This window comes from Sphingobium sp. Leaf26 (assembly GCF_001421665.1).
Taxonomy (GTDB): domain Bacteria; phylum Pseudomonadota; class Alphaproteobacteria; order Sphingomonadales; family Sphingomonadaceae; genus Sphingobium.
The window spans coordinates 19,136-39,327 of sequence record NZ_LMKV01000013.1 but is presented as its reverse complement, the minus strand read 5'-3'; the positions used below and the strand labels follow the sequence as shown (position 1 = coordinate 39,327).

The window sequence follows — 20,192 nt, the reverse complement described above, 5'->3', positions numbered from 1 at the left end:
AACCATCCAACCCCTTCCTTGCGTCCGGGGGAACAGTGTCCGTCTATGTTGGCGACCATCCAGTCCAGCGCCGCAGTGGCACCGTCCCGTCCGGTGAAATGCCCTCTATGGCCACACCGCGATTCGGTCAACACCGTTTTTCAAAAATATGTCGTCCTGCTCAACGACGCATCGCGATCGGGCATAGAAGACGGAAATGCGTTCCCTGGGTCGAGGCCAGAAAGGAAAGCTCGCCACGATAGGCTTCCAGCAAGGAACGGGCGATCGCCAGGCCAAGACCCGTCCCTCCCTGCTCCCGCTTGCTGGTGAAGAAGGGATCGAAGATTTTTTCCCGATCCCCCTCTGGAATGCCTGGACCATCATCAACCAGATCGAAGCAGGCAAGGTCATCTTCTACCGTCAGGGCGATCGTCATTTGCGTGGCGCCTGCCTGCCGTGCGTTGTCGGCAAGTATCGTCAGCACCGCTTCCAACGCGCCGGGATCAATGGCCGCCATCGGGGCCTGATCCGGCATGGCCACAATGATGGTGAACTCGCGCCCGCCAAGCGCGTCGGCCATGGCGGCCAGGAGCGGGCCCGTTTCCGTTTGGGCATCCTGCTCCCCCACCAACACATCGGCCCGAGCAAGTTCCATCAAGCGTCGCACAAGCCGCGACAGTCGTTCCGCATCTGCCGCCATATTGGCGAGGAACCGCGCCCGGTCCGCAGAATCCATGTCCGTGCCGTGATCCTGTAGCAGTTCGATCGCACCGGAAATGGCGGCCAGCGGCGTCTTGAATTCATGGCTGACCGAAGAGGCAAAGTCGCGCAGATAGCGCGACCGCTTCTCGATACTGTCGGCCATCTGCTCGAAATTTTCGAAGAGGGTCCGGATTTCCACCACCTGCAACGAAGGGTGCCGCGGTACGACACGGCGACCCGAAGCAAGGCTGCGGGTCGCCCGGCTCAGACCTTCTATCGGCCGCACGATCGCTCGGGACAATATCGCGGAAAGGAACAGCAGCAGCAGGAAGATCGTCACCACACCCAGCATGATCTTGCCCTTGTCTTCATAGAGGCCAAGGAACAGCGCGCGGGGCGAACGAGACAGCAGCAGTACCGCAACGACCTGCCCATCGACGCGGATCGGCCGCGCATGATGCAGCCTTATGTAGCCGGCCCGGCTCAACCACGTCAGCGGATAAGGCGCAATATAGCCTTCGTTCCGCCGCAGCACCGTCACCGCCCTGCCAGCCAGCGCCGCCTTGATCTCCGGCAGGGCCGCGAGGCTTCTGCCGCCTTCCCGACCGTTCAGCACCAGCCCCTGCCGATCCAATATCAGGATGGAGGAAAGGGTGGTGAGTTTGGTTTCCTGAAAGGCAGGCATCATTCGGCGCGCGATCCCGACCGCCAGACCATCCGGATGTTCGTCCGTCTGCAACGCTGGCGGACGCGGTGGCAGGATCGGCGACGCACGCAGGTCTACCTCCGTCATCCGATCATGATATCGGACAGCAGCCGTCGGCCCGGCATCCGGCGCAACGGTGTCGCTCGCCACCACGGCTGCGCTCGCAGCCAAGGCTGCCCCCTGCGCCACCAATTCCGCTTCGGTCCGGCGGACCAGCGCATTTTCATAGACCCGCAGGAAAATCGCCCCAAGCCCCGGTAGCGCCGCCACGAAAAGCAACGTTCCCAGGAGGACCGTGCGCAACCGCAGCACCGGCCAATAACGGGCGATCCATGCCTTTGCCGTGGCGATCATGCAGGCGGCGCCATCCCGCTGCATGCGCCCAGACGATAACCGATCCCGGCCCGTGTCTCGATCAGGTCGACGCCGCCCACTTCGGCAAATTTGCGGCGCAGGTTGCGGACATGGCTGTCGACGGTACGGTCGGTCAGCGCGAAACCCGGCCCCCGGAAGCGGTCAATGATCTGGTCACGGGAGAAAATGCGCGCGGGCATCGCCAGCAAGGTCCGCAATATGGTGAACTCCGTTACCGTCAGGGTGACGTTCGTCTGCCGCCAATGCGCTGACCAGCTTTCCGTGTCGAGGCTGAGCAGGCCGTGGCGCATGATACCGACATTCTCGATTGCCGGTGGCTTGGCAGCAGTGCGGCGCAGGATCGCCATCGACCGCGCTACCACTTCGCGCGGAGAGAAGGGTTTCACGACATAATCGTCGCCACCCAATTCTATGCCGAGCACCCGGTCGAGTTCGTCGTCGCGTGACGAAAGGAAGAAGATCGGCACATCGTCCTGCGCCCGCAAACGGCGGCAGACTTCCAGCCCGTCCATGCGCGGCATGTTGATGTCGAGGATGACAAGGTCCGGCCTTTGCCGCTCAACCTGCGTCAGCGCTTCCTCCCCATCGGCGGCCTCAATCGTGTCCAGCCCCGCCTTGCCGAAGGCGAAGACAAGCAACTGGCGGATATGGGGATCGTCATCGACGATCAGGATGGTGCTGGGCATGGGATACATGATCATTTCCCGATCTCTCCTGTCAACGCGGGAAGCACCTTGGATTCGTCATTGTCGGTTCGAGGGGGCGGTGGTGGCGGCGGGATCAACGCGCCATTGCAACCGCGCGCTCCCGGCGTCAGTCCCACCGGCGCACGTTCCGCCATTATCCGTTGGGCGTCTGTCAGCCGCCTTTGCCCGAGCAAAGTCCAGCCGCGCTGCTGGCCGGCCGCCAGTTCATAGAGACGACGCGCCAGCACTGCCTGTACCCGCTCGCGAAACACCGGGGCCAGGTTTGGGTGCTGTTCCAGTTCGAGCAAGGGCAAGAGCGCCGAATCGCCGAGACCGTCGAGATAGCAGAGATCAAGAGCAACGCCCCGGCCGCCAACCTCGCGGGCGTGGCGGACATTCCATTGGGCAGCGGTCGCCCCCAGATCGACAAGGCTGACCACCGCCAACACCAGCCCCACCGCCGCCAAATTTATGTTGATGAGCCAGGCGGCCGTGTGGTTGCGCAACAGCCGCCAGCAGATGGTCGCGAGGCCGAAGCCGACCAACGCCATCCAGATCAGCGCCGCGATACGCAGCCATGTCAGCGAATAGGCCTCGATATAATCGACCGTGCGCAGCATGGAGGAGGCGACGAGGATGATATTCTGCGCGATCCAGAGAAGCACCAGCCGGCGGATCGCCGGCATGCGCGCCGTGTCCGATCCGGGACGCAGCGTCACCAGCACGAACAGCGCCGCCAGCAGCGCCGTCGCGATCAGCGGATAGGCGCCGCGATGGGCATAATCGGCCATGGTCATGCCCTCAGGCATCGGCGCCCAGCCCCAAAGCCAGGCGGCGTCCATCAGATTCTGCGCCGCGAAGATCAGGTTGAAGACGATCAGGGAGAGCGTGATCGAGGCGACCGACACGCCCGGCAGGGCCAGATCATCGCGCCGGTCGACGGTCGGCAACAGATGCCGGGCCAGGCGCGGCCGCAGCAGGCTCCAGATACTGATGAAGATAAGACCCCAGAAAGCGCCGCGTATGAACAACGAGTTGGACAGTTCCGGCAGCATGATCGCGTTGAAGAAACGCTCGATCAAGGGATTGGCCGCCGCGAACAGGCTGAGGATCACGGCGCTGCCAATCATGGGGAGGGCGAATGTGCCAAGGGTCGCCCGGACGCTGTAGCGGCCCGATCGACCGGCCGCGCGAACCTTGAACAGGCGTTTGAGATCGAAGAGCGGCACGAGGGGCGCGCGCAGCCCGTGCAGGACCAGACGCTGGAACCAGCGCCAGCCATCATCGAAACGCGCCGTTGCCGGTAGCAGTGATGCCATTGCCACCGCGATCCAGAATAGCACCCAGGCGAGCAAGCTCGCATCGTACATCAGCGCGCCACTGAACAGCGTCGCCATCCCCAGAGCCAGCCAGGCGCGCGGATCGTGCCGCACAACCGGACGCCCGATCAACAGCGCGCCCAGCACCGCCAGCGTGAACAGGCCGAAATAGCCGCCATGAAGCTGGCGCTGATAGAAGAGCCAGTCGCCAAGCGCGACGACCAGCAGGGCCGGTAGCAGTTTCCATTGGAACCGCGCGGTGAGGCGCAGGGCAGAGGCACGCATGATCTTGTCTCCCTGAATATCGAGGCAAGATGCGGCACGCCCAAGCAGATCAGGGGGTGGTGTCGATCAATAGTTGGCGCAGCCTTGATGCAGACGATGTGCAGGGCCGATCACAACCCGCGCAATTCTGCGGAAAAGCCATGGTTGCCTGCTGACGCGCGTCTTGAGTAAGGATTGTCACTCACCATTCGTCGCTTGCCAGCATCGCTTCATCGCTTCTATTTTCTCTCTACTACAACAGTGGAGAAACCAGCATGCACACGCGCTCGGCCATTGCTCTCACCCTTCTTCCCGGCCTGCTCCTTGCCGGATGCAGCCAGCCACCCAGCGGCTATGCCTCTAATGAAGCGATCGGCAGCGCCGTCCCGCCCGCCGGCGCGGAACTTTATGACGGCCATCCGGTCAACCCGATCCACCAGGTCGCGAACGACCCGGTCTCGACCTTCGCAGTCGATGTGGACACGGGCGCCTATGCCAATGTGCGGCGCATGCTGCTCGGGGGGCAGGCCGTTCCGGCCGACGCGGTGCGGACCGAGGAGATGATCAACTATTTCCGCTACGATTATCCCCTACCCGACGATCGTGGCGCGCCGTTCAGCATAACGAGCGACATGGCGACGACACCCTGGAATCCGCACACGCGACTGTTGCGCATCGGCCTGCGCGGCTATGATATTTCCCAGTCACAGCGGCCACCGGCCAATCTGGTCTTCATGGTCGATGTGTCGGGATCCATGCAGGATGCCGACAAACTGCCGCTGGTGAAGCAGGCATTGTCGATATTGGCCGACACGCTGCGCCCCGACGACAGCGTGTCGATCATCACCTATGCCGGCTGGGTCGAAACATTGGTCGAGGGCAGCCATGACCCGGATGAGATCAAGGCGGCGCTGGACGGGCTGGACGCCGAAGGCGCGACGGCAGGCGGGCCGGCGCTGGCCATGGCCTATGAACTTGCGCGCGCGCACCGGATATCGGGCGGCATCAACCGTATCGTGATGGCGACGGACGGCGACTTCAACGTAGGCCTGTCCGACCAGCAGGCGCTGGAGGATATGGTGAAGCAGAACCGGGAAGACGGCATCAGCCTCACCACGCTGGGCTTTGGTCAGGGCAATTATAATGATGCGATGATGGAGGCCGTGGCGGATCTGGGCAACGGCAACCACGCCTATATCGACAGCGCCATGGAGGCGCGAAAGGTTCTGGGCGAGGAACTGTCCTCCACCCTCTTCACAATCGCAAAGGATGTGAAGGTGCAGGTGGAGTTCAATCCGGCAGCGGTCAGCCAATATCGGCTGATCGGCTATGAAAATCGCGCACTCGCCGAGGAAGATTTCGCCGATGATCGTGTCGACGCGGGGGAGATCGGCGCCGGCCATCAGGTGACCGCGCTTTATGAGGTCGTGCCGACAGGGGAAGCGGGCTGGGCCGGACCGCGCAAATATGCGCTCAATCCATCATCCCTTTCAGCGAGCGATGCCAGCGAACTGGCCACCGTCCGCCTGCGCTACAAATTACCGGAGGGCGAGACGAGTCGGCTGATCGAGCGTCCTGTCCCCGCCAGCCTGATCGCCACTGCCCGCCGGCCGAAGGGCGACATGGCCTTTGCCGTGGCGGTCGCCGCCTTTGGTCAGAAGCTGCGCGGCGACACCAAGCTGGACAGCTTCGACTATGCCGATATCGTCCGACTGGCTGGCCCTCAGGCCGATTATTGGCGGCAGGAATTTGTGCAACTGGCCAGTCTGGCGGCATCGGGGCGCCGAGCGGGCTGGAATGGGGACGCGGGGGACTGACCCCCGCGCCCTTGAGCAAGTCAGGTCGGGAGCGGGATGAACTCGCTCTCGTCCGGCACTTTGGCGAAGCGCTGCGCCTGCCAGTCGGCCTTGGCCTGCTCGATCCGTTCCGCCGAGGAGGAAACGAAGTTCCAGTAGATGTTGCGCTTTTCCGGCAGCGGTTCGCCACCCAGCAGCATCAGCCGCGCGCCACCCTTGGCCCGCAGCACGATCTCAGCGCCGGGCTTGAACACCACCAGTTCGCCGGTCGCAAAGCCGCCGGTCTGGCCGATCACCTCGATCTCGCCCGCCACCACGTAGATGGCACGCTCGATATGCTCGGCCTTCACCTGATAGCGCGCGCCATCCTGCAAGGCGATATCGGCATAGACCATGTCTGAGAAAGTCTTGACCGGCGAAACCAGCCCATCGGAACTGCCGGCAATCAGCGTCAGGCGCGTACCCGCATCCTCGATCGTCGGGATTTCCTGCGCCTTGTGATGGGAAAAGCCGGGATCGACCTCCTCATAGCGGGTCGGCAGCGCCACCCAGGTCTGGAGACCGAACAGCTTGCCGCCCTTGGCGCGATTTTCATCCGACGTACGCTCGCTATGGACGATGCCGCTGCCTGCGGTCATCCAGTTGACCTCGCCCGGCCGGATCGACTGAACCGACCCGACGGAGTCGCGATGCAGTATCTCGCCTTCCAGCAGATAGGTGACGGTAGCGAGGCCGATATGCGGGTGCGGGCGGACATCCAGCCCTTCGCCGCTATTGAAGACTGCCTCCCCCATCTGGTCGAAGAAGATGAAGGGACCGACCATGCGGCGGTGCGCCGAAGGCAGTGCGCGACGGACTGTAAAACCGTCGCCCAGATCACGGACCGGCGGCAGGATGATCGTGTCGACAGCGTCGATATCGGACGAGCGGATGGACATGGGGCGGTTCCTTTCGGGGGAATGAGTCAGGCGCCGAGCAGCGCCAGCGCTTCGATCTGGGCGCGGGAAAAGCCCTGCGCGGCGAGGGTCGGCACATGGCGTTCAGCCAGTTGACGGGTGCGGCCGGTTTCGCAGAGGAAATCGCGCACCGGATGAAGACGGGCGGGGAGCGGCGCGGGTGCCGCCTTTTTCGGGCCGACCAGGACATCGACCGCATGACCGATGCGCGACCGCAGCGATCCGGCAGCGGTCGGTTCACCGCAACCGCAATCGGCAACGGCGCTCAGCGTCGCCTGGACATGCTGCCATTCGGCAGCGTTGAGGCGCGGTGTGGCGATGGTCAGCATGACGAAAACTCCTGTTCGGCTGTGCAACCTGATAGCCGATAGGATCTTTCGCGATCATCCCGATAAAATCGGACACTTCATTCGATAAAGTTGAATGATTTTTGCAGGAGCCAGCGAGAAACATTCATGACGAAACTGTAATCATGCGCTCATGCCTGCGAATGGTGACCCATACTATCCACGGTTACGGTCATTTTCCTCGACCGTGAAGTGAGAGGCGGCTCGCCCCTGTTGCGCCGCCTCTCCAACCGCACGGATGGACGATGCACAGGCCGATCTTCTACGACGCCAGCGGGCGCCGCCGCCGCTTCACCCTGCCCGCGCTCTTCATGATGCTGTTCGCTATCATGCTGGCAGCGGTCGCCTTCGCCATCACGATCGTGGATGTCCCCATCCCGCCGGCCGTGCCGCTGCGCATGGAACGGCCGCGCGCCGAGGGCATCGGCCAGAAGCTGGGCCATCTCAGCGCCAACCTGCGCGCGTCCTTTGCCCACTGGCTGCCACATGGCGGTTCTGCCGCTGCCGCTCATCCGGTTACCGCCGCCTTCTACGTGCCATGGGACGATGCCAGCCGCGCCGCGCTGCGGCAACATGTGAACCATATCGACTGGATCGCCCCCGCCCTCCTGTCCGTCACTGGCCCCGCACACCGGTTGCAGTTGACGAACGACAGTAATTTCGCGGCTATCCTGCACGCCGCCCATCGCCGTCCCAAGATTTTCCCGGTCGTGCAGAATGTCGCCAATGACGCATGGGATGGCCAGGGTACCGCCACCCTGCTGCATGATCGCCACGCCCGCACGACATTCCTCAATCAGCTCCTGCCATCGCTGAAGGCGCTGCACGCTGCCGGCGTCGTCTTCGATTTCGAGGCGCTGCCGGCGGCGGCGCAACGCGACTATCTGTCCTTCCTGCGACAGGCCGCGCCGGCGCTGCGCGACCAGCATCTGCGGCTGACTCTGACCGTGCCGGTGGACGACAAAAGCTGGGATCTCTCGCGCTATGGGCATGTGGCCGACCGGCTGTTCCTGATGGATTATGACCAACATTATATCGGCGACAAGGCCGGTCCGATCGCCGCCCAGCCCTGGTTCGTGCAGCGGCTGCGTGCCGCGCTGACGGTCGTGCCGGCCGCCAAGACGATCGTCGCCATCGGCAACTATGCCTATGACTGGACCGATGGCGCGGCCAGCGCAGACACGCTCTCGATCGAAGATGCCTGGCTGTCCGCGCATGACAGCGGCGCGCCTATTCGTTTCGACCCGGCATCGGGCAATGCCAGTTTCGACTATCAGCAGGACGGACGGGTTCATCATGTCTGGATGCTGGATGCCGCAAGTGCCTGGAACCAGATTCGCGCCGCGCATATGACCGGCACCGGGGGCATCGCGCTGTGGCGGCTTGGGTCTGAAGATCCCGGCTTCTGGTCCGCACTCAGGCAGCGTGACATGACGCCGCCCGCAGCGATGGGTAAGCTGACCAGCTTCAATTCGGTCGATGTCGAGGGCAATGGAGAGATTTTGCGGATCGACGATGTGCCCACCATCGGCCGTCGCACGATCGCCATGGGATCGGGCCGCACCGCCGGACTCATCACCGACGAACATTTCGTCAGCCTGCCCACCCCCTATGTCATCCGCCGCACCGGTTATCGCCCGCATGCGGTGGCGCTGACCTTCGACGATGGCCCCGACCCGGTGTGGACCCCGCCGATCCTGAATATCCTGCGCAAGGCGCATGTGCCGGCGACCTTCTTCGTCATCGGCGAAAATGCGATGATGCATCCCGGCCTGCTGCGCCAGATCGTGGCGCAGGGTAGCGAGATCGGCAATCACAGCTATACCCACCCCAATCTGGCGCAGGTGTGGGACAGAGGCGTGTCGCTGGAACTCAACAGCACGCAGCGGCTGGTCGAGGCCTATACCGGTCATGCCATGCGTCTGTTCCGGGCGCCCTATTTCGGCGATGCGGAACCGACCACGGCGGACGAGATCGGACCGGCGCTGGAAGCGCAACAGGCGGGCTATCTCAACGTCGGCCTGCATGTCGATCCGGGCGACTGGACGCGGCCAGGGACCGAGGCCATCGTCGCACGCACCATCGCCCAGGTGGAGGCCGGCGGTGCGGATCGTTCGGCCCAGATCATCCTGCTGCATGACAGCGGCGGCGATCGGGCGCAGACGGTGGCGGCCCTGCCGCGCATCATCGGAGCATTGAAGGCGCGTGGCTATCGCTTCGTGCCGGTATCGACGCTGGCCGGGCTGACACCGGCGCAGGTGATGCCGGCGGTGCGCGGCGCGGACCTGACCGCCGTGCGGATCGACGTCGCCATCTTCCTGATCCTCGCGGCCATTGCGGTGACACTCAAATGGCTGTTCTTCGCAGTCATCCTGTTCGGCATCGGCCGCGCCCTGATGCTGGCGGGACTTGCGCTGGGCAGCCGCCTGCCGCGCAATCGCATCGCGCCGCCCGCGATCGAGCCGGACCTGTTCGTGTCGGTCATCATCCCCGCTTTCAACGAAGCCAAGGTGATCGAGGCATCCGTGCGTCGGGTATTGTCCAGCGATCAGGTCGGGCTGGAGGTGATCGTAGTCGATGACGGATCGACCGACGGCACCAGCCGCATCGTCGCCGATGCCTTCGCTGGCGATAGCCGTGTGCAGTTGCTGACCCTGGCCAATGCCGGCAAGGCGGCCGCGCTCAATCGCGCGCTGGACCTGGCGCGCGCGCCCATTATCGTCGCGCTCGACGCCGATACCCAGTTCGAGCCGCTGACCATCGCCCGGCTCGCCCGCTGGTTCGCCGATCCGGCGGTTGGTGCCGTCGCCGGTAACGCGATGGTCGGCAACCGCATCAACCTCGTCACCCGCTGGCAGGCGGTGGAATATGTAACGGCGCAAAATCTGGAGCGCCGCGCGCTCGCCCGCTTTGGCGCAATCACCGTGGTACCGGGCGCGGTCGGTGCGTGGCGGCGGGCGGCCCTTGACGCGGTGGGCGGTTATCCGCTCGATACGTTGGCCGAGGATCAGGATCTGACCATCGCGGTGCAGCGCGCCGGCTGGCGCATCGCTTATGACACGGAAGCCGTCGCCTGGACCGAGGCGCCGGAAAGCTTCCGTGCCCTGTCCAAACAGCGTTTCCGCTGGGCCTTTGGCACGCTGCAATGCCTGTGGAAGCATCGCGGCATCTGGCGGGAAGGCAAGCCGGCCGGCCTTGCCTGGGTCGGCCTGCCGCAAGCCTGGCTGTTCCAGATCGCCTTCGCGATGGTGTCGCCCATCATCGATCTGGCGCTGGTCGTCAGCGCGCTCGATACCGCGCTGCGCGTCCACCAGCATGGCTGGGCGCAGACGCAAAGCGACGTGCTGCGCATGGCGCTCTACTGGATCGCCTTCACCGCGATCGACATCGCTTGCGGCGCGGTCGCCTATCGGCTGGAGCCACGCGAGAAACGCTATCCCGCCCTGCTGCTGGTGGCGCAGCGATTCATCTACCGGCAGATCATGTACAGCGTCGTCATTCGCGCCGTGGGCACGGCCATCCTTGGCCCCTGGGTCGGCTGGGGCAAGCTGGAGCGCAGCGGGCGCGTACAGTCGACCGACGTACCGCATGGCGCGAGCACTGCCCGGAGCCATGCGACATGAGCCGGTCGACCGCAGCCTTCGCCGGTTTGGCTGGCGCCCTGCTGATGGCACTCTGGTATATCGGCTATATCGGCAATGGCGCGCTGTTCGACACGCTGCCGGCCAAGACGGTCCCCCGCCAGCATCAGCCGCGCGCGGTGGCGCTCTATTTGTCCGGCGACATGGGTTTCCATGCCGGGCTGGGACCAGACGTCGCCGCACGGCTGACACGCCAAGGCATTCCCGTCGTGGCTGAAAACAGCCTGCATTTCTTCCGCACCCGCCGCACGCCAGAGGAGGTCGGCGCGATGATCGCGGACGGGCTGCGCCGTGCCATCGCCCTTGACCCGGATGCCCGGCTGCTGTTGCTCGGCCAATCCTTTGGCGCGGATGTGATCGCGCCCTCGCTTCCCTATGTCCCGACGGAATTGCGCAGGCGGATCGCCTTCATCGGCCTGATCGTGCCCGGCGCGACCCGGCAATGGCGCGCCTCTCCCTCCGAAATCTTTTCCTTCAACGAACCGGCCGAGGACGCAGTCACGGCGGCCCGGCGGCTCAGTTGGACGCCCCTGCTGTGCATTCATGGCGCGGATGAGGTGGAAAGCCTCTGCCCGGCGCTGCGCCAGCCCAATGTCACCCGGCTGGAACTACCCGGCGGCCACCCGCTGCACCATGACGCCGATGCCGTCAGCGCCGCTTTGTTGCAGGGGATCGGACGCGCCGTCGGCTGGCCCGACGCCGGTCGATGAGCAGCCTCGCGCTCACTGGCGCTGCCAGCCGGCATCGGCACTTGCCGGGGTTTGCACTGCTGTTGCTGGTGGCGGTGCTTGCCTTCGTGGCGCTCGACCATGCCTTCACCGAAATACACTGGCATGATGTCCGCGCTGCTTTCCATGCCATTCCGCCCGCCGCCATAGCTGCCTGCGCATTGCTGACGGGTCTCAGCTATCTGGCGCTCACCCTCTATGATCACCTGGCGCTGCGCATCATCGGCAGTACGATCGGCTGGCGCACGGCGGCGCTGGCGTCCTTTTGCAGCTATACGCTCAGCCACAATCTGGGCCTCGCGATCGTGACCGGCGGGTCGGCGCGGCTGCGCATCTATGGCGCGGCGGGCCTGGGGCCGGGCGATGTCGCACGCATCATCGCGTCCGCCAGCTTCGCATTCTGGGGCGGCGTATTCACCCTCGCTGCGCTGGCCATGACACTCCATCCCACGGCCATCGCGCTGGGCGGCGTCACGTTTGATCCAGCCGCACAGCGCATCGCGGGCACCACGCTGCTTGCCGCCGCCATCCTGCTGCTGGCCGCGCTCGGCCCGGCGGCTCGCCCCATCACCCTGTTCGGCTGGACCCTGACGCTGCCCAGCCGGTCACAGGCGCTGGCGCAGATCGGCATCGCCTGCATCGACCTGGCCTTTGCCAGCGCAGCGCTGTTCGTCCTCGTTCCTCACCTGTCGCCCGCTCTCTATCCCGTCTTCTTCCTGGGCTATGCGCTGGCGATCATCGCCGCGCTGATCAGCCATGTGCCAGGCGGCATCGGCATATTCGAAGGGGTCATGGTCGCCACCCTGCCCCATGTCGACCAGCCGGTGCTCATCGCAGCGCTCATCGCCTACCGCATTCTCTATTATCTCGTCCCGCTGTTCGTCGCCGTCATCCTGATTGCCGCGCATGAAGGCCATGCCTGGCGCCGACCGGTGCTACGGGCCGTGAATGGCGCACAGACACTGACGCGCGCGATCGCCCCCACCATGTTCGCTACGCTGGTGGCGGTGGGTGGCACCATCCTGCTCATCTCCGGCTCGCTGCCGGCCGTCCCGGACCGATTGCACGCCGTGGCCGGCATCATCCCCATGCCCTTCGTCGAAGCATCCCATCTGGCCGCCAGCATGATCGGCGCCGTGCTGATCCTCCTGGCGTCTGGCCTCTATCGACGACTGGACGGCGCGTTCTGGATGACCCGCCTGCTGCTGGTTGCGGGCGCGCTCTTCTCGCTTGCCAAGGGGCTGGATTATGAGGAGGCGATCATCCTCCTTGTCATCGCTGCGTTGCTGCAATGGAGCCACGCGGCCTTCTATCGTCGCACCAGCCTGACGTCGGCGATACTGACACCGGGATGGATCGCCACGCTGGGCGTCGCCATCGGTCTGTCGATCTGGATCGGCTTCATCGCCTATCGCCATGTCGATTATCAGAGCGACCTGTGGTGGCAGTTCGGCCGGCATCAGGATGCCTCCCGCTTTCTGCGCGGGGCGCTGGCGGCCGGCGTGGTGATGGTCGGTGCGGCGATCATGGGGCTGTTGCGCCCGGCCGCCGATCGCGGCGATGACCCATCCTGCGGCCCGCCCGGTGACGCCGCGCTCGCCCTGGCCTGCCGCACCGATGCCTGCCTGGCGCTGACCGGAGACAAGCGTTTCCTCACCTCTCCATCCGGCCGTGCCTTCCTGATGTATCAGGTGCAGGGGCATAGCTGGATCGTCATGGGCGATCCGGTCGGTGATCCGGCGGAGTGGGGCGACCTGTTGTGGCGGATGCGCGAGCGGGCCGATGCCGCGCAAGGGCGATTGCTTCTCTATCAACTGAGCCTTGCATCCCTGCCTCTGGCCGTCGACCTCGGCCTGTCGATCGTCAAATATGGGGAGGAGGCGCGAATCGACCTTGATGCCTTCACGCTGGACGGGTCGCAGGCCCGCCCGCTGCGCCATGCCCTCCGCCGCACTGCCCGCGACGGCGCCAGTTTCGATATCGTCCCGGCCGCAGATGTGCCGACGCTGCTGCCCCAATTGCGGGCCGTGTCCGACGACTGGCTGAAGGCCAAGGGCGCGACCGAGAAAAGCTTCAGCGTCGGCCGCTTCGAGGACAGCTATATGACAAGATTCGATTGTGCAGTCGTGCGCTGCCATGGGGCAATCGTCGCCTTCGCCAATATCTGGGCGACAGTCGATGGACAGGAACTGTCCGTCGACCTGATGCGCCACAGCGCCGTCGCCCCGCCCGGCGTGATGGACTTCATCTTCACCAGCCTGCTGCTCTGGGGCCAGTCGCAAGGCTATCGCTGGTTCACGCTCGGCCTTGCGCCCCTGTCCGGGCTGGAGGCACGCCGCCTGTCCCCGCTCTGGGTCAAGGCGGGAGCCTTCCTCTACCGCCATGGCGACGCCTTCTATGGCTTTGGCGGATTGCGTGCCTATAAGGCGAAGTTCGCGCCGATCTGGGAACCGCGCTTCATTGCCGGGCCACAGGGGCTTTCTCTGGCGCGGGCGATGGTGGACCTCCAGCGGCTGATCGGCGGCGGGCGAGGCAGCATGGCCACCCGGATGCGGGAGGCCGGGAAATGAGGACAGTCATGAGCTACAAGGTGCTGCTGGTCGAGGATGATGCCACCACCGCCGATTATATAGCCAAGGGGCTGGTCGAGGAGGGCTTTACCGTCGACCGCGCCGACAATGGGCGCGACGGCCTGTTCCTGGCGACCGAGGCCGCGCATGATGCGATCATCCTGGATCGCATGCTGCCGGGGATGGACGGCATGGCCGTGCTGGCGGCGTTGCGGGCGGCAGGCATCGACACGCCGGTCATCATCCTGTCGGCACTGGCAACCGCCGATGAACGGGTCAGGGGCCTGAACGGCGGGTCGGACGATTATCTGGCCAAGCCCTTCGCCTTTGCCGAATTGCTGGCGCGGCTGCGGATCATCCTGCGCCGCGGCGGCGGGCAGGCACCTGAAACACGCCTGTCCTGCGGCGACCTTGAGGTCGACCTTCTGTCCCGCAAGGTGAAGCGCGGCGCGCGCGCCATCGACCTGCAACCGCGCGAATTCCGCCTGCTCGATTATCTGCTGCGCCATCAGGGCGAAGTCGTCACCCGCACCATGTTGCTGGAAGGCGTATGGGACTATCATTTCGATCCCGGTACCAATGTCATCGACGTGCATATCAGCCGCCTGCGGCGCAAGGTGGATGAGGAAGGCGAAAGCCCGTTGATCCACACCATTCGCGGCGCGGGCTATCGCCTGAGCGAACAGGGTTGACGATGCGCTGGCGGCAAAGCGTCATCTGGCGGTTCGCCGCGCTCGTCTTCCTGATGCAGATCGCCTGCGTGCTGCTCGCGCTGTGGGCGGTGCACCAGTTCACCAGCAATTCGGTGGAGGAAGCGAGCCGCGCGGTGGCCGTCAACCTGCGCGACGATATTGCGGCCACCTATGCGGCGGCGGGGTTGCAGGCAGCCGGCGCCACCGTGCGCAGCCGCATGACCGCCGACCCGGACGGCAGTTCGGTCATGCTGCTGATCGGCCCCGATGGCCAGCGCATCGCGGGGAATATCCCCGCATGGCCATCCGCAATCGGCCCGGCGGAAAGCTGGCAGCAACTCGACCTGCTGCGCATCGGCCAGAAGGAGCGCGATCCCCAGAGCATCGGCATCGTCAGCACCCGGTTCCCGGATGGCACACGGCTGCTGACCGGTCATGTCGTGGAGAATGACCTGCGCTTTGGCGGCTATCTGGAGGCCGCACTGCTCGGCGCGGTGCTGCTCGCCATACCGCTGGCGGCAGGCGCAGCCTTCTTCTCCGCGGCCATCATCCGGGGACGGTTGCGATCGGTGATAGACACCGCCGCAGCGGTTGGCACCGGCGACATGAAGCGTCGAATCATCCTGTCCGGCAGCGGCGACATGTTCGATGCGCTGGGCGAAGAGATCAACGCCATGCTGGAGCGGATCACCGCTCTGGTGGACGAGATGCGGCTGGTGACGGACGGGCTGGCCCATGACCTGCGGTCGCCGCTGACCCGAATGCGGGCCGTGCTGGACAATGCGGTCCGCCAGAGCCGGGACGAAGAGTCGATCGCGGCGCTGGAAAAGGCGCAGGAGGAAGGCGACACGCTGCTGCGCATGCTGGACGCTGCCCTCCTGATCAGCCGGGCGGAGGCGGGTATCGGTCGGGACAGCTTCGTGGCCGTCGATGTGGCCGCACTGCTTCAGGATTTCCAGGACATGTATGACGCCCTGGCAGAGGACAAGGGCGTGACCATCAGCGTCGATGCGGCACCCGGCCTGCATATCCGGTCGCATCGCGAGATATTCGGTCAGGTCTTGTCGAACCTGATCGACAATGCGCTCAAATATGGCGGCGATCGCATTTGGCTGTCGACACGACGGTCCGGCGACATGATCGAGGTTTCCGTGGCGGACAATGGACCCGGCATTGCCGAGGAACGGCGGATCGAGGCATTGCGCCGTTTCGCCCGGCTGGACGCATCCCGCCATATCAGTGGTGCAGGGCTGGGCCTGTCGCTCGCCGCCGCCGTCGCCCATATGCACGGCGGGACGTTGACGCTGGGCGATGCAGGACCGGGCTTGCGGGTCATGCTGACCTTGCCCGCATGTGAAGCCGGATCGTCCCCCTCCTCCTTGTCCTGACATCGCTGCCCCTCCCGACGCCCCCTCCGGTAAAGTGCCGGACATGACACTTTACCGGAGGGCAAAGTGTCACGGACGACAAAATGCGACTCGGCGGAAAAACGGGATTCACAAGATGATGAGACTATGCTTGATTCACGATATGTTTCATGCGTCCGTCTCCTCCCGCATCCCCGGTGGCAGCGATTTGTCGTTGTTGCTGGATCAGCTATCCCATTGCTGCTCACGACCGCGCTACGCCTTCATGCTTCTGACTCTGATTGCCGATGTGGCCCGCCCGGACGGCAGCGCCGGGCCGGAGGTTCGGGTTGGCGAAGGCCTCATCCCCCTGCGCGACTGGCTGTGCGATGCGCTGACACCGATGGGCCATCGCGATCCGCGTCGCATGGCGCTGGTCGAGCGGGTACGCGATGAATTGCGCAATGGGCAGCGCCTGTCCGGTGACGCCATTGCCGACGAAGCGCTGGTGCAGGAAGAAGTCCGGGGCCGTGTGCGCGCGTCCGGCAAGACCAACCTCAGCCGCGCCGTCACCGAACTGGTCAAGGCCGGACTGCTCAAGCGCCATTATCAGGGCTATCGTGTCGATCATCTCAATCGCGGCGCACAGCGTCAGGCCGTCTACACCTTGATCGGCCGGGCGCGCGTGCTGGTCGGTGTGCCGGCCACGCCGCGCCGCACGGCCGCCCCACCCCGGCAGGGCGACCTGTTCGCGCATTGAAGCCTTCTGAAGTCGGGTAGAACGGCCGACTTCAGAATGCAGAAAGCAGAGGGTCAGGCGCGTTCGCGCGCCTCGTGCCGGGCCTTGGCGTAACCGTCACGGCGCATCTTTTCGAACCCGACCCGCTGGTCGAAGCCGGCATCCTGCGGATAGTCCCGGAAGTCGGCCAGTATTTCGTCAAACACCGTCGCCAGTTCGTCGCGAAATTCGGGATGGGGGAAGATATGAAAGCGGTTCTCCCGCACGGCTTCGAGCGTGCGCGCTGCAATGACGTCCGGCTCCATGCCAAATTGGTGCAGTTGTTCCAGTCGGCCGACGGCGGCACTGTCCACCGGCTTCGCGCCGCCGCTGAGCGCCGCCGGCCGGACTTCGTCGCTGGCGTAGATATGGCTCTTCACCAGTCCGGGGCAAAGTACCGATACGCCGATGCCGTGCGGCGACAGGCTGTAGCGCAGGGATTCGCTCATCCCACGCACCGCGAATTTGGTGGTGTTGTAGATGCCGGGCGCACCGCCGCACAGGAAGCTCGCCATGGACGCTGTATTGACGATATGGCCGCCCTGCCCCAGCGCCTTCATGCGTGGCGCGAAAGTCATCACCCCGTTGATGACGCCATGCAGATTGACGCCCATCACCCAGTCCCAGTCATCATAGCTGGATTCGTCGATCGTCTGGAACAGGTTGATACCGGCATTGTTGAAGAGCAGGCTGACCGGTCCCAAAGCCGCCTCCGCCCGGTCGGCCGCGTCGGCAAAGCCGGTGCGCGATGCGACATCGAGTTGGACAGGTAAAACGCTTTGATTGTCGAGCGTCTTGAGCGCGGCCGCCAGTGCATCCTCGCGAATATCGGCGATCGCCACCTTGCATCCCTGCGCCAGCAAAGCGCGTACCAGCCCAAGGCCGATGCCATTGGCGCCGCCAGTTACGAAGGCGGTGCGTCCCGCAAAGTCCAGCATCCCATTCTCCTACAATGTTCTTTGCATCATATGTGCATTTTTCGCTCGCCATAATCGTATAGTTCACTTACAAATTCGCCAAGCCGAAATTTCATCCCTGTGAATAAAGGGAGAGATGGAGAGGAGAAGGTCAATGGCCCTGGCGCCCGCACCGATTGCGACCGATACCATATGGGACGAACGCGATGCCGCATCGCCCGATGCCACCGCGTCCCCCCGCCCGCCTTATTCCACGGCAGCGGCCTATTGGGCGTTGTTCGTCATCATCCTGGCGACCTTCGTCACCTTTTTCGAGCAGGTGGTGTTCGCCATGCTGGCGGAGCGGATCAAGGCCAATTTCGGCCTGTCCGACTCGCAGCTCGGCTTCCTGGCCGGCCCGGCCAGCATCATCTGCTATCTGTTCGTCGGTATCCCGTTGGCGCGCCTCGCCGACATATTCCCACGCAAGTTCGTGCTGGCAGGCGGTTGCGCGGCGCTGGGCATCATCACCTCGCTCGGCGGCATCGCGCAGGGTTTCGGCCAGTTCGTCGGTACCCGCGTATTTCTGGCGGCAGGAGGATCGGCCCATGCGCCTTCCTCCTATTCGCTGCTGGCCGACGCCTTCCCGCCGCGCATCTTGACCCGCGCCTTTGCCTTGCTTCAATTCGGCTTCATCGGCGGCACGACGCTTGGTCCCGTGATCGGCGGGATGTTGATCGCCCATGCCGTGGGATGGCCGCCGACCCAGCATGGGGGCCTCACCATATTGGGCTGGCAATGGCTGATGATCTGGCTGGGCCTGCCCGCGCTGTTCGTTGGCCTGCTGTTCCTGACAGTCAAGGAACCGCCGCGCCAGGCGCCGCCGGCAGGTACGATCATGCCGCCGACAGATGCGTCGTTGGGCCGCCGCATCCTGACCTTCACCGGGCTTGATGCCGCCAAAGCGATCCATGCCAAGCGCCGCGTCTATTATCCGCTGTTCGCCGGATTGGCACTGAGTGCGATCGAGGTGTTCGGCCTGCAATTCTGGCGCGTCCCTTTCATGATCCGCACTTATGGATGGAGCGAGGCGCAGATCGGCGCGGTGATGGGCACGATGACGCTGGCGGCGTCGCTGACCGGGCTGCTGCTGGGCGGCATTTTCGTAGAGTGGCTGGCTAAGCGCCATGCCGACGCCAATGTGCGCGCCGCCGCCATCTTCTTCGGCTGCGTCACCATCTGCGCCATCCTCGCCCCGCTGATGCCCAATGGCTATGCGTCGCTCGGCGTCGCCAGCATCGGCGCGATGTTCGGCATAGCCGGCGCGGTGCCACAGAATGCCGCGATCCAGCGCGTCGCCCCGAATGCGATGCGCGGACAGGTGACCGCCATCTACCTGTTCATGTTCACCTTCTTCGGGGCGATGGGCAGCTTCCTGGTCGGGCTGGTGCAGGACTATATCGTCGGCGACCCCAGCCAGCTCTGGAAGTCGCTGGTGATGACCGCCGGCGTGCTGCTGCCGATCGCGACCCTTTGCATGATCCGCGCGATCCGTCCCTATCGGGAAGAAGTGGAGCGGCTGGCCGCTGAGGCATCCAATTCGTAAGTATTACATACAATGATAGGAGAGAGATTCATGTCCGATACCGCCATGTCCGAAGCCGACCGCATCGCGCATCTGGAAAAGACCGTTTCCGATTTGGCCACGCGCCTGCAACGGCGGGAGGATGAACTGGACGTCCGCAAGCTCCAGCATCTCTACGGCTATCTGATCGACAAATGCCTGTATAACGAGACGGCAGACCTGTTCACCGAGGATGGCGAAGTGCGCTTCTTCGGTGGGGTATGGCGCGGGCAGGCCGGCATCCGCCGCCTCTATGTCGAACGCTTCCAGAAGCGCTTCACCCATGGCACCAACGGGCCGATCGACGGCTTCCTGCTCGACCATCCGCAATTGCAGGATATCGTCGACATCGATGCCGACGGCGTCACCGCTTATGCCCGCGCCCGGTCGATGATGCAGGCCGGCCGACACAAGGATTATACCGATCCGTCGAACCCGATGCTGGGCGCGCGCCAGTGGTGGGAAGGCGGCATTTACGAGAACACCTACAAGAAAGTCGACGGCATCTGGCGCATCCAGATCCTGAATTACATGCCGCAATGGCATGCCGATTTCGACCAGGGCTGGGCCAACACGCCGGCGGAGTATGTGCCCTTCCCCAAGATCACCTATCCCGAAGACCCGACCGGGCCGGACGCGCTGATCACCGATCACTGGCTGTGGCCGACACACAAGCTGGTGCCATTCCACATGCCGCATCCGGTGACGGGGAAGGAAATCGTCGCCGAACGCTGGCAGGGCGATATCGACCGCGAGACGGTGGCGCGCGAAGCGGTGAGCGCCTGAG

At 64.5% G+C, this 20,192-nt stretch carries 15 protein-coding genes; 9 read left to right on the top strand and 6 right to left on the bottom strand.

Features of this window, described 5'->3' with window-relative positions:
• Window positions 1–160: 160 nt before the first annotated feature.
• From ASE85_RS12780 to ASE85_RS12770, 3 genes are read right to left on the bottom strand one after another with little or no spacing between them, the layout of a single operon-like run.
• Window positions 161–1,741, bottom strand: coding sequence for a sensor histidine kinase (locus ASE85_RS12780; RefSeq protein WP_056688868.1), 1,581 nt, complete (start codon window positions 1,739–1,741; stop codon window positions 161–163).
• Window positions 1,738–2,463 (bottom strand): response regulator transcription factor, encoded by a 726-nt coding sequence (locus ASE85_RS12775; RefSeq protein WP_235523521.1) that lies wholly within the window; start codon window positions 2,461–2,463, stop codon window positions 1,738–1,740. Before ASE85_RS12775 ends, ASE85_RS12780 begins: the two co-directional genes overlap by 4 nt.
• On the bottom strand, window positions 2,460–4,052 hold the full coding sequence (locus ASE85_RS12770; RefSeq protein WP_056688859.1) for a DUF4153 domain-containing protein: 1,593 nt from the start codon (window positions 4,050–4,052) through the stop codon (window positions 2,460–2,462). The genes ASE85_RS12775 and ASE85_RS12770 overlap by 4 nt, the downstream gene beginning before the upstream one ends.
• Before the next feature lie 254 nt (window positions 4,053–4,306).
• Here ASE85_RS12770 and ASE85_RS12765 point away from each other — a divergent pair, with 254 nt between their 5' ends.
• Window positions 4,307–5,848 (top strand): vWA domain-containing protein, encoded by a 1,542-nt coding sequence (locus tag ASE85_RS12765; RefSeq protein ID WP_056688858.1) that lies wholly within the window; start codon window positions 4,307–4,309, stop codon window positions 5,846–5,848.
• 20 nt (window positions 5,849–5,868) lie between these two features.
• Here ASE85_RS12765 and ASE85_RS12760 read toward each other — a convergent pair whose 3' ends face one another.
• Window positions 5,869–6,765 (bottom strand): pirin family protein, encoded by an 897-nt coding sequence (locus ASE85_RS12760; protein ID WP_056688855.1) that lies wholly within the window; start codon window positions 6,763–6,765, stop codon window positions 5,869–5,871.
• Between the two features lie 26 nt (window positions 6,766–6,791).
• Window positions 6,792–7,112: a hypothetical protein gene (locus tag ASE85_RS12755; RefSeq protein ID WP_056688852.1), complete on the bottom strand. Its 321-nt coding sequence runs from the start codon at window positions 7,110–7,112 to the stop codon at window positions 6,792–6,794.
• Window positions 7,113–7,375: 263 nt separating this feature from the next.
• Here ASE85_RS12755 and ASE85_RS12750 point away from each other — a divergent pair, with 263 nt between their 5' ends.
• From ASE85_RS12750 to ASE85_RS12725, 6 genes are all read left to right on the top strand, one after another.
• A complete protein-coding gene (locus ASE85_RS12750) occupies window positions 7,376–10,753 on the top strand; it encodes a glycosyltransferase (protein ID WP_056688851.1) in 3,378 nt (1,125 codons plus the stop codon).
• Window positions 10,750–11,481 carry an AcvB/VirJ family lysyl-phosphatidylglycerol hydrolase gene (locus ASE85_RS12745; RefSeq protein WP_056688849.1) on the top strand — a complete coding sequence of 244 codons (732 nt, stop codon included), beginning with the start codon at window positions 10,750–10,752 and terminating at the stop codon, window positions 11,479–11,481. Before ASE85_RS12750 ends, ASE85_RS12745 begins: the two co-directional genes overlap by 4 nt.
• Entirely contained in the window at window positions 11,478–14,069 is a 2,592-nt protein-coding gene (mprF, locus tag ASE85_RS12740) for a bifunctional lysylphosphatidylglycerol flippase/synthetase MprF (protein ID WP_056688846.1), read from the top strand. Before ASE85_RS12745 ends, mprF begins: the two co-directional genes overlap by 4 nt.
• Window positions 14,070–14,077: 8 nt before the next feature.
• Window positions 14,078–14,761, top strand: a complete 684-nt coding sequence (locus tag ASE85_RS12735; RefSeq protein ID WP_056688843.1) for a winged helix-turn-helix domain-containing protein — start codon at window positions 14,078–14,080, stop codon at window positions 14,759–14,761.
• Window positions 14,762–14,763: 2 nt separating this feature from the next.
• The gene (locus tag ASE85_RS12730) at window positions 14,764–16,149 is read left to right on the top strand and encodes a sensor histidine kinase (protein WP_056688840.1); all 1,386 of its coding nucleotides are present in this window, start codon (window positions 14,764–14,766) and stop codon (window positions 16,147–16,149) included.
• Between the two features lie 142 nt (window positions 16,150–16,291).
• The gene (locus tag ASE85_RS12725) at window positions 16,292–16,867 is read left to right on the top strand and encodes a hypothetical protein (RefSeq protein ID WP_056688837.1); all 576 of its coding nucleotides are present in this window, start codon (window positions 16,292–16,294) and stop codon (window positions 16,865–16,867) included.
• Window positions 16,868–16,920: 53 nt separating this feature from the next.
• Here the strand turns inward: ASE85_RS12725 and ASE85_RS12720 are convergent, their stop codons facing one another.
• Window positions 16,921–17,823, bottom strand: coding sequence for an SDR family NAD(P)-dependent oxidoreductase (locus ASE85_RS12720; RefSeq protein WP_056688835.1), 903 nt, complete (start codon window positions 17,821–17,823; stop codon window positions 16,921–16,923).
• A gap of 133 nt (window positions 17,824–17,956) precedes the next feature.
• Here ASE85_RS12720 and ASE85_RS12715 point away from each other — a divergent pair, with 133 nt between their 5' ends.
• Window positions 17,957–19,387: an MFS transporter gene (locus tag ASE85_RS12715; RefSeq protein ID WP_056688832.1), complete on the top strand. Its 1,431-nt coding sequence runs from the start codon at window positions 17,957–17,959 to the stop codon at window positions 19,385–19,387.
• Window positions 19,388–19,417: 30 nt separating this feature from the next.
• Window positions 19,418–20,191: a nuclear transport factor 2 family protein gene (locus ASE85_RS12710; RefSeq protein WP_235523520.1), complete on the top strand. Its 774-nt coding sequence runs from the start codon at window positions 19,418–19,420 to the stop codon at window positions 20,189–20,191.
• Window position 20,192: the final 1 nt, after the last annotated feature.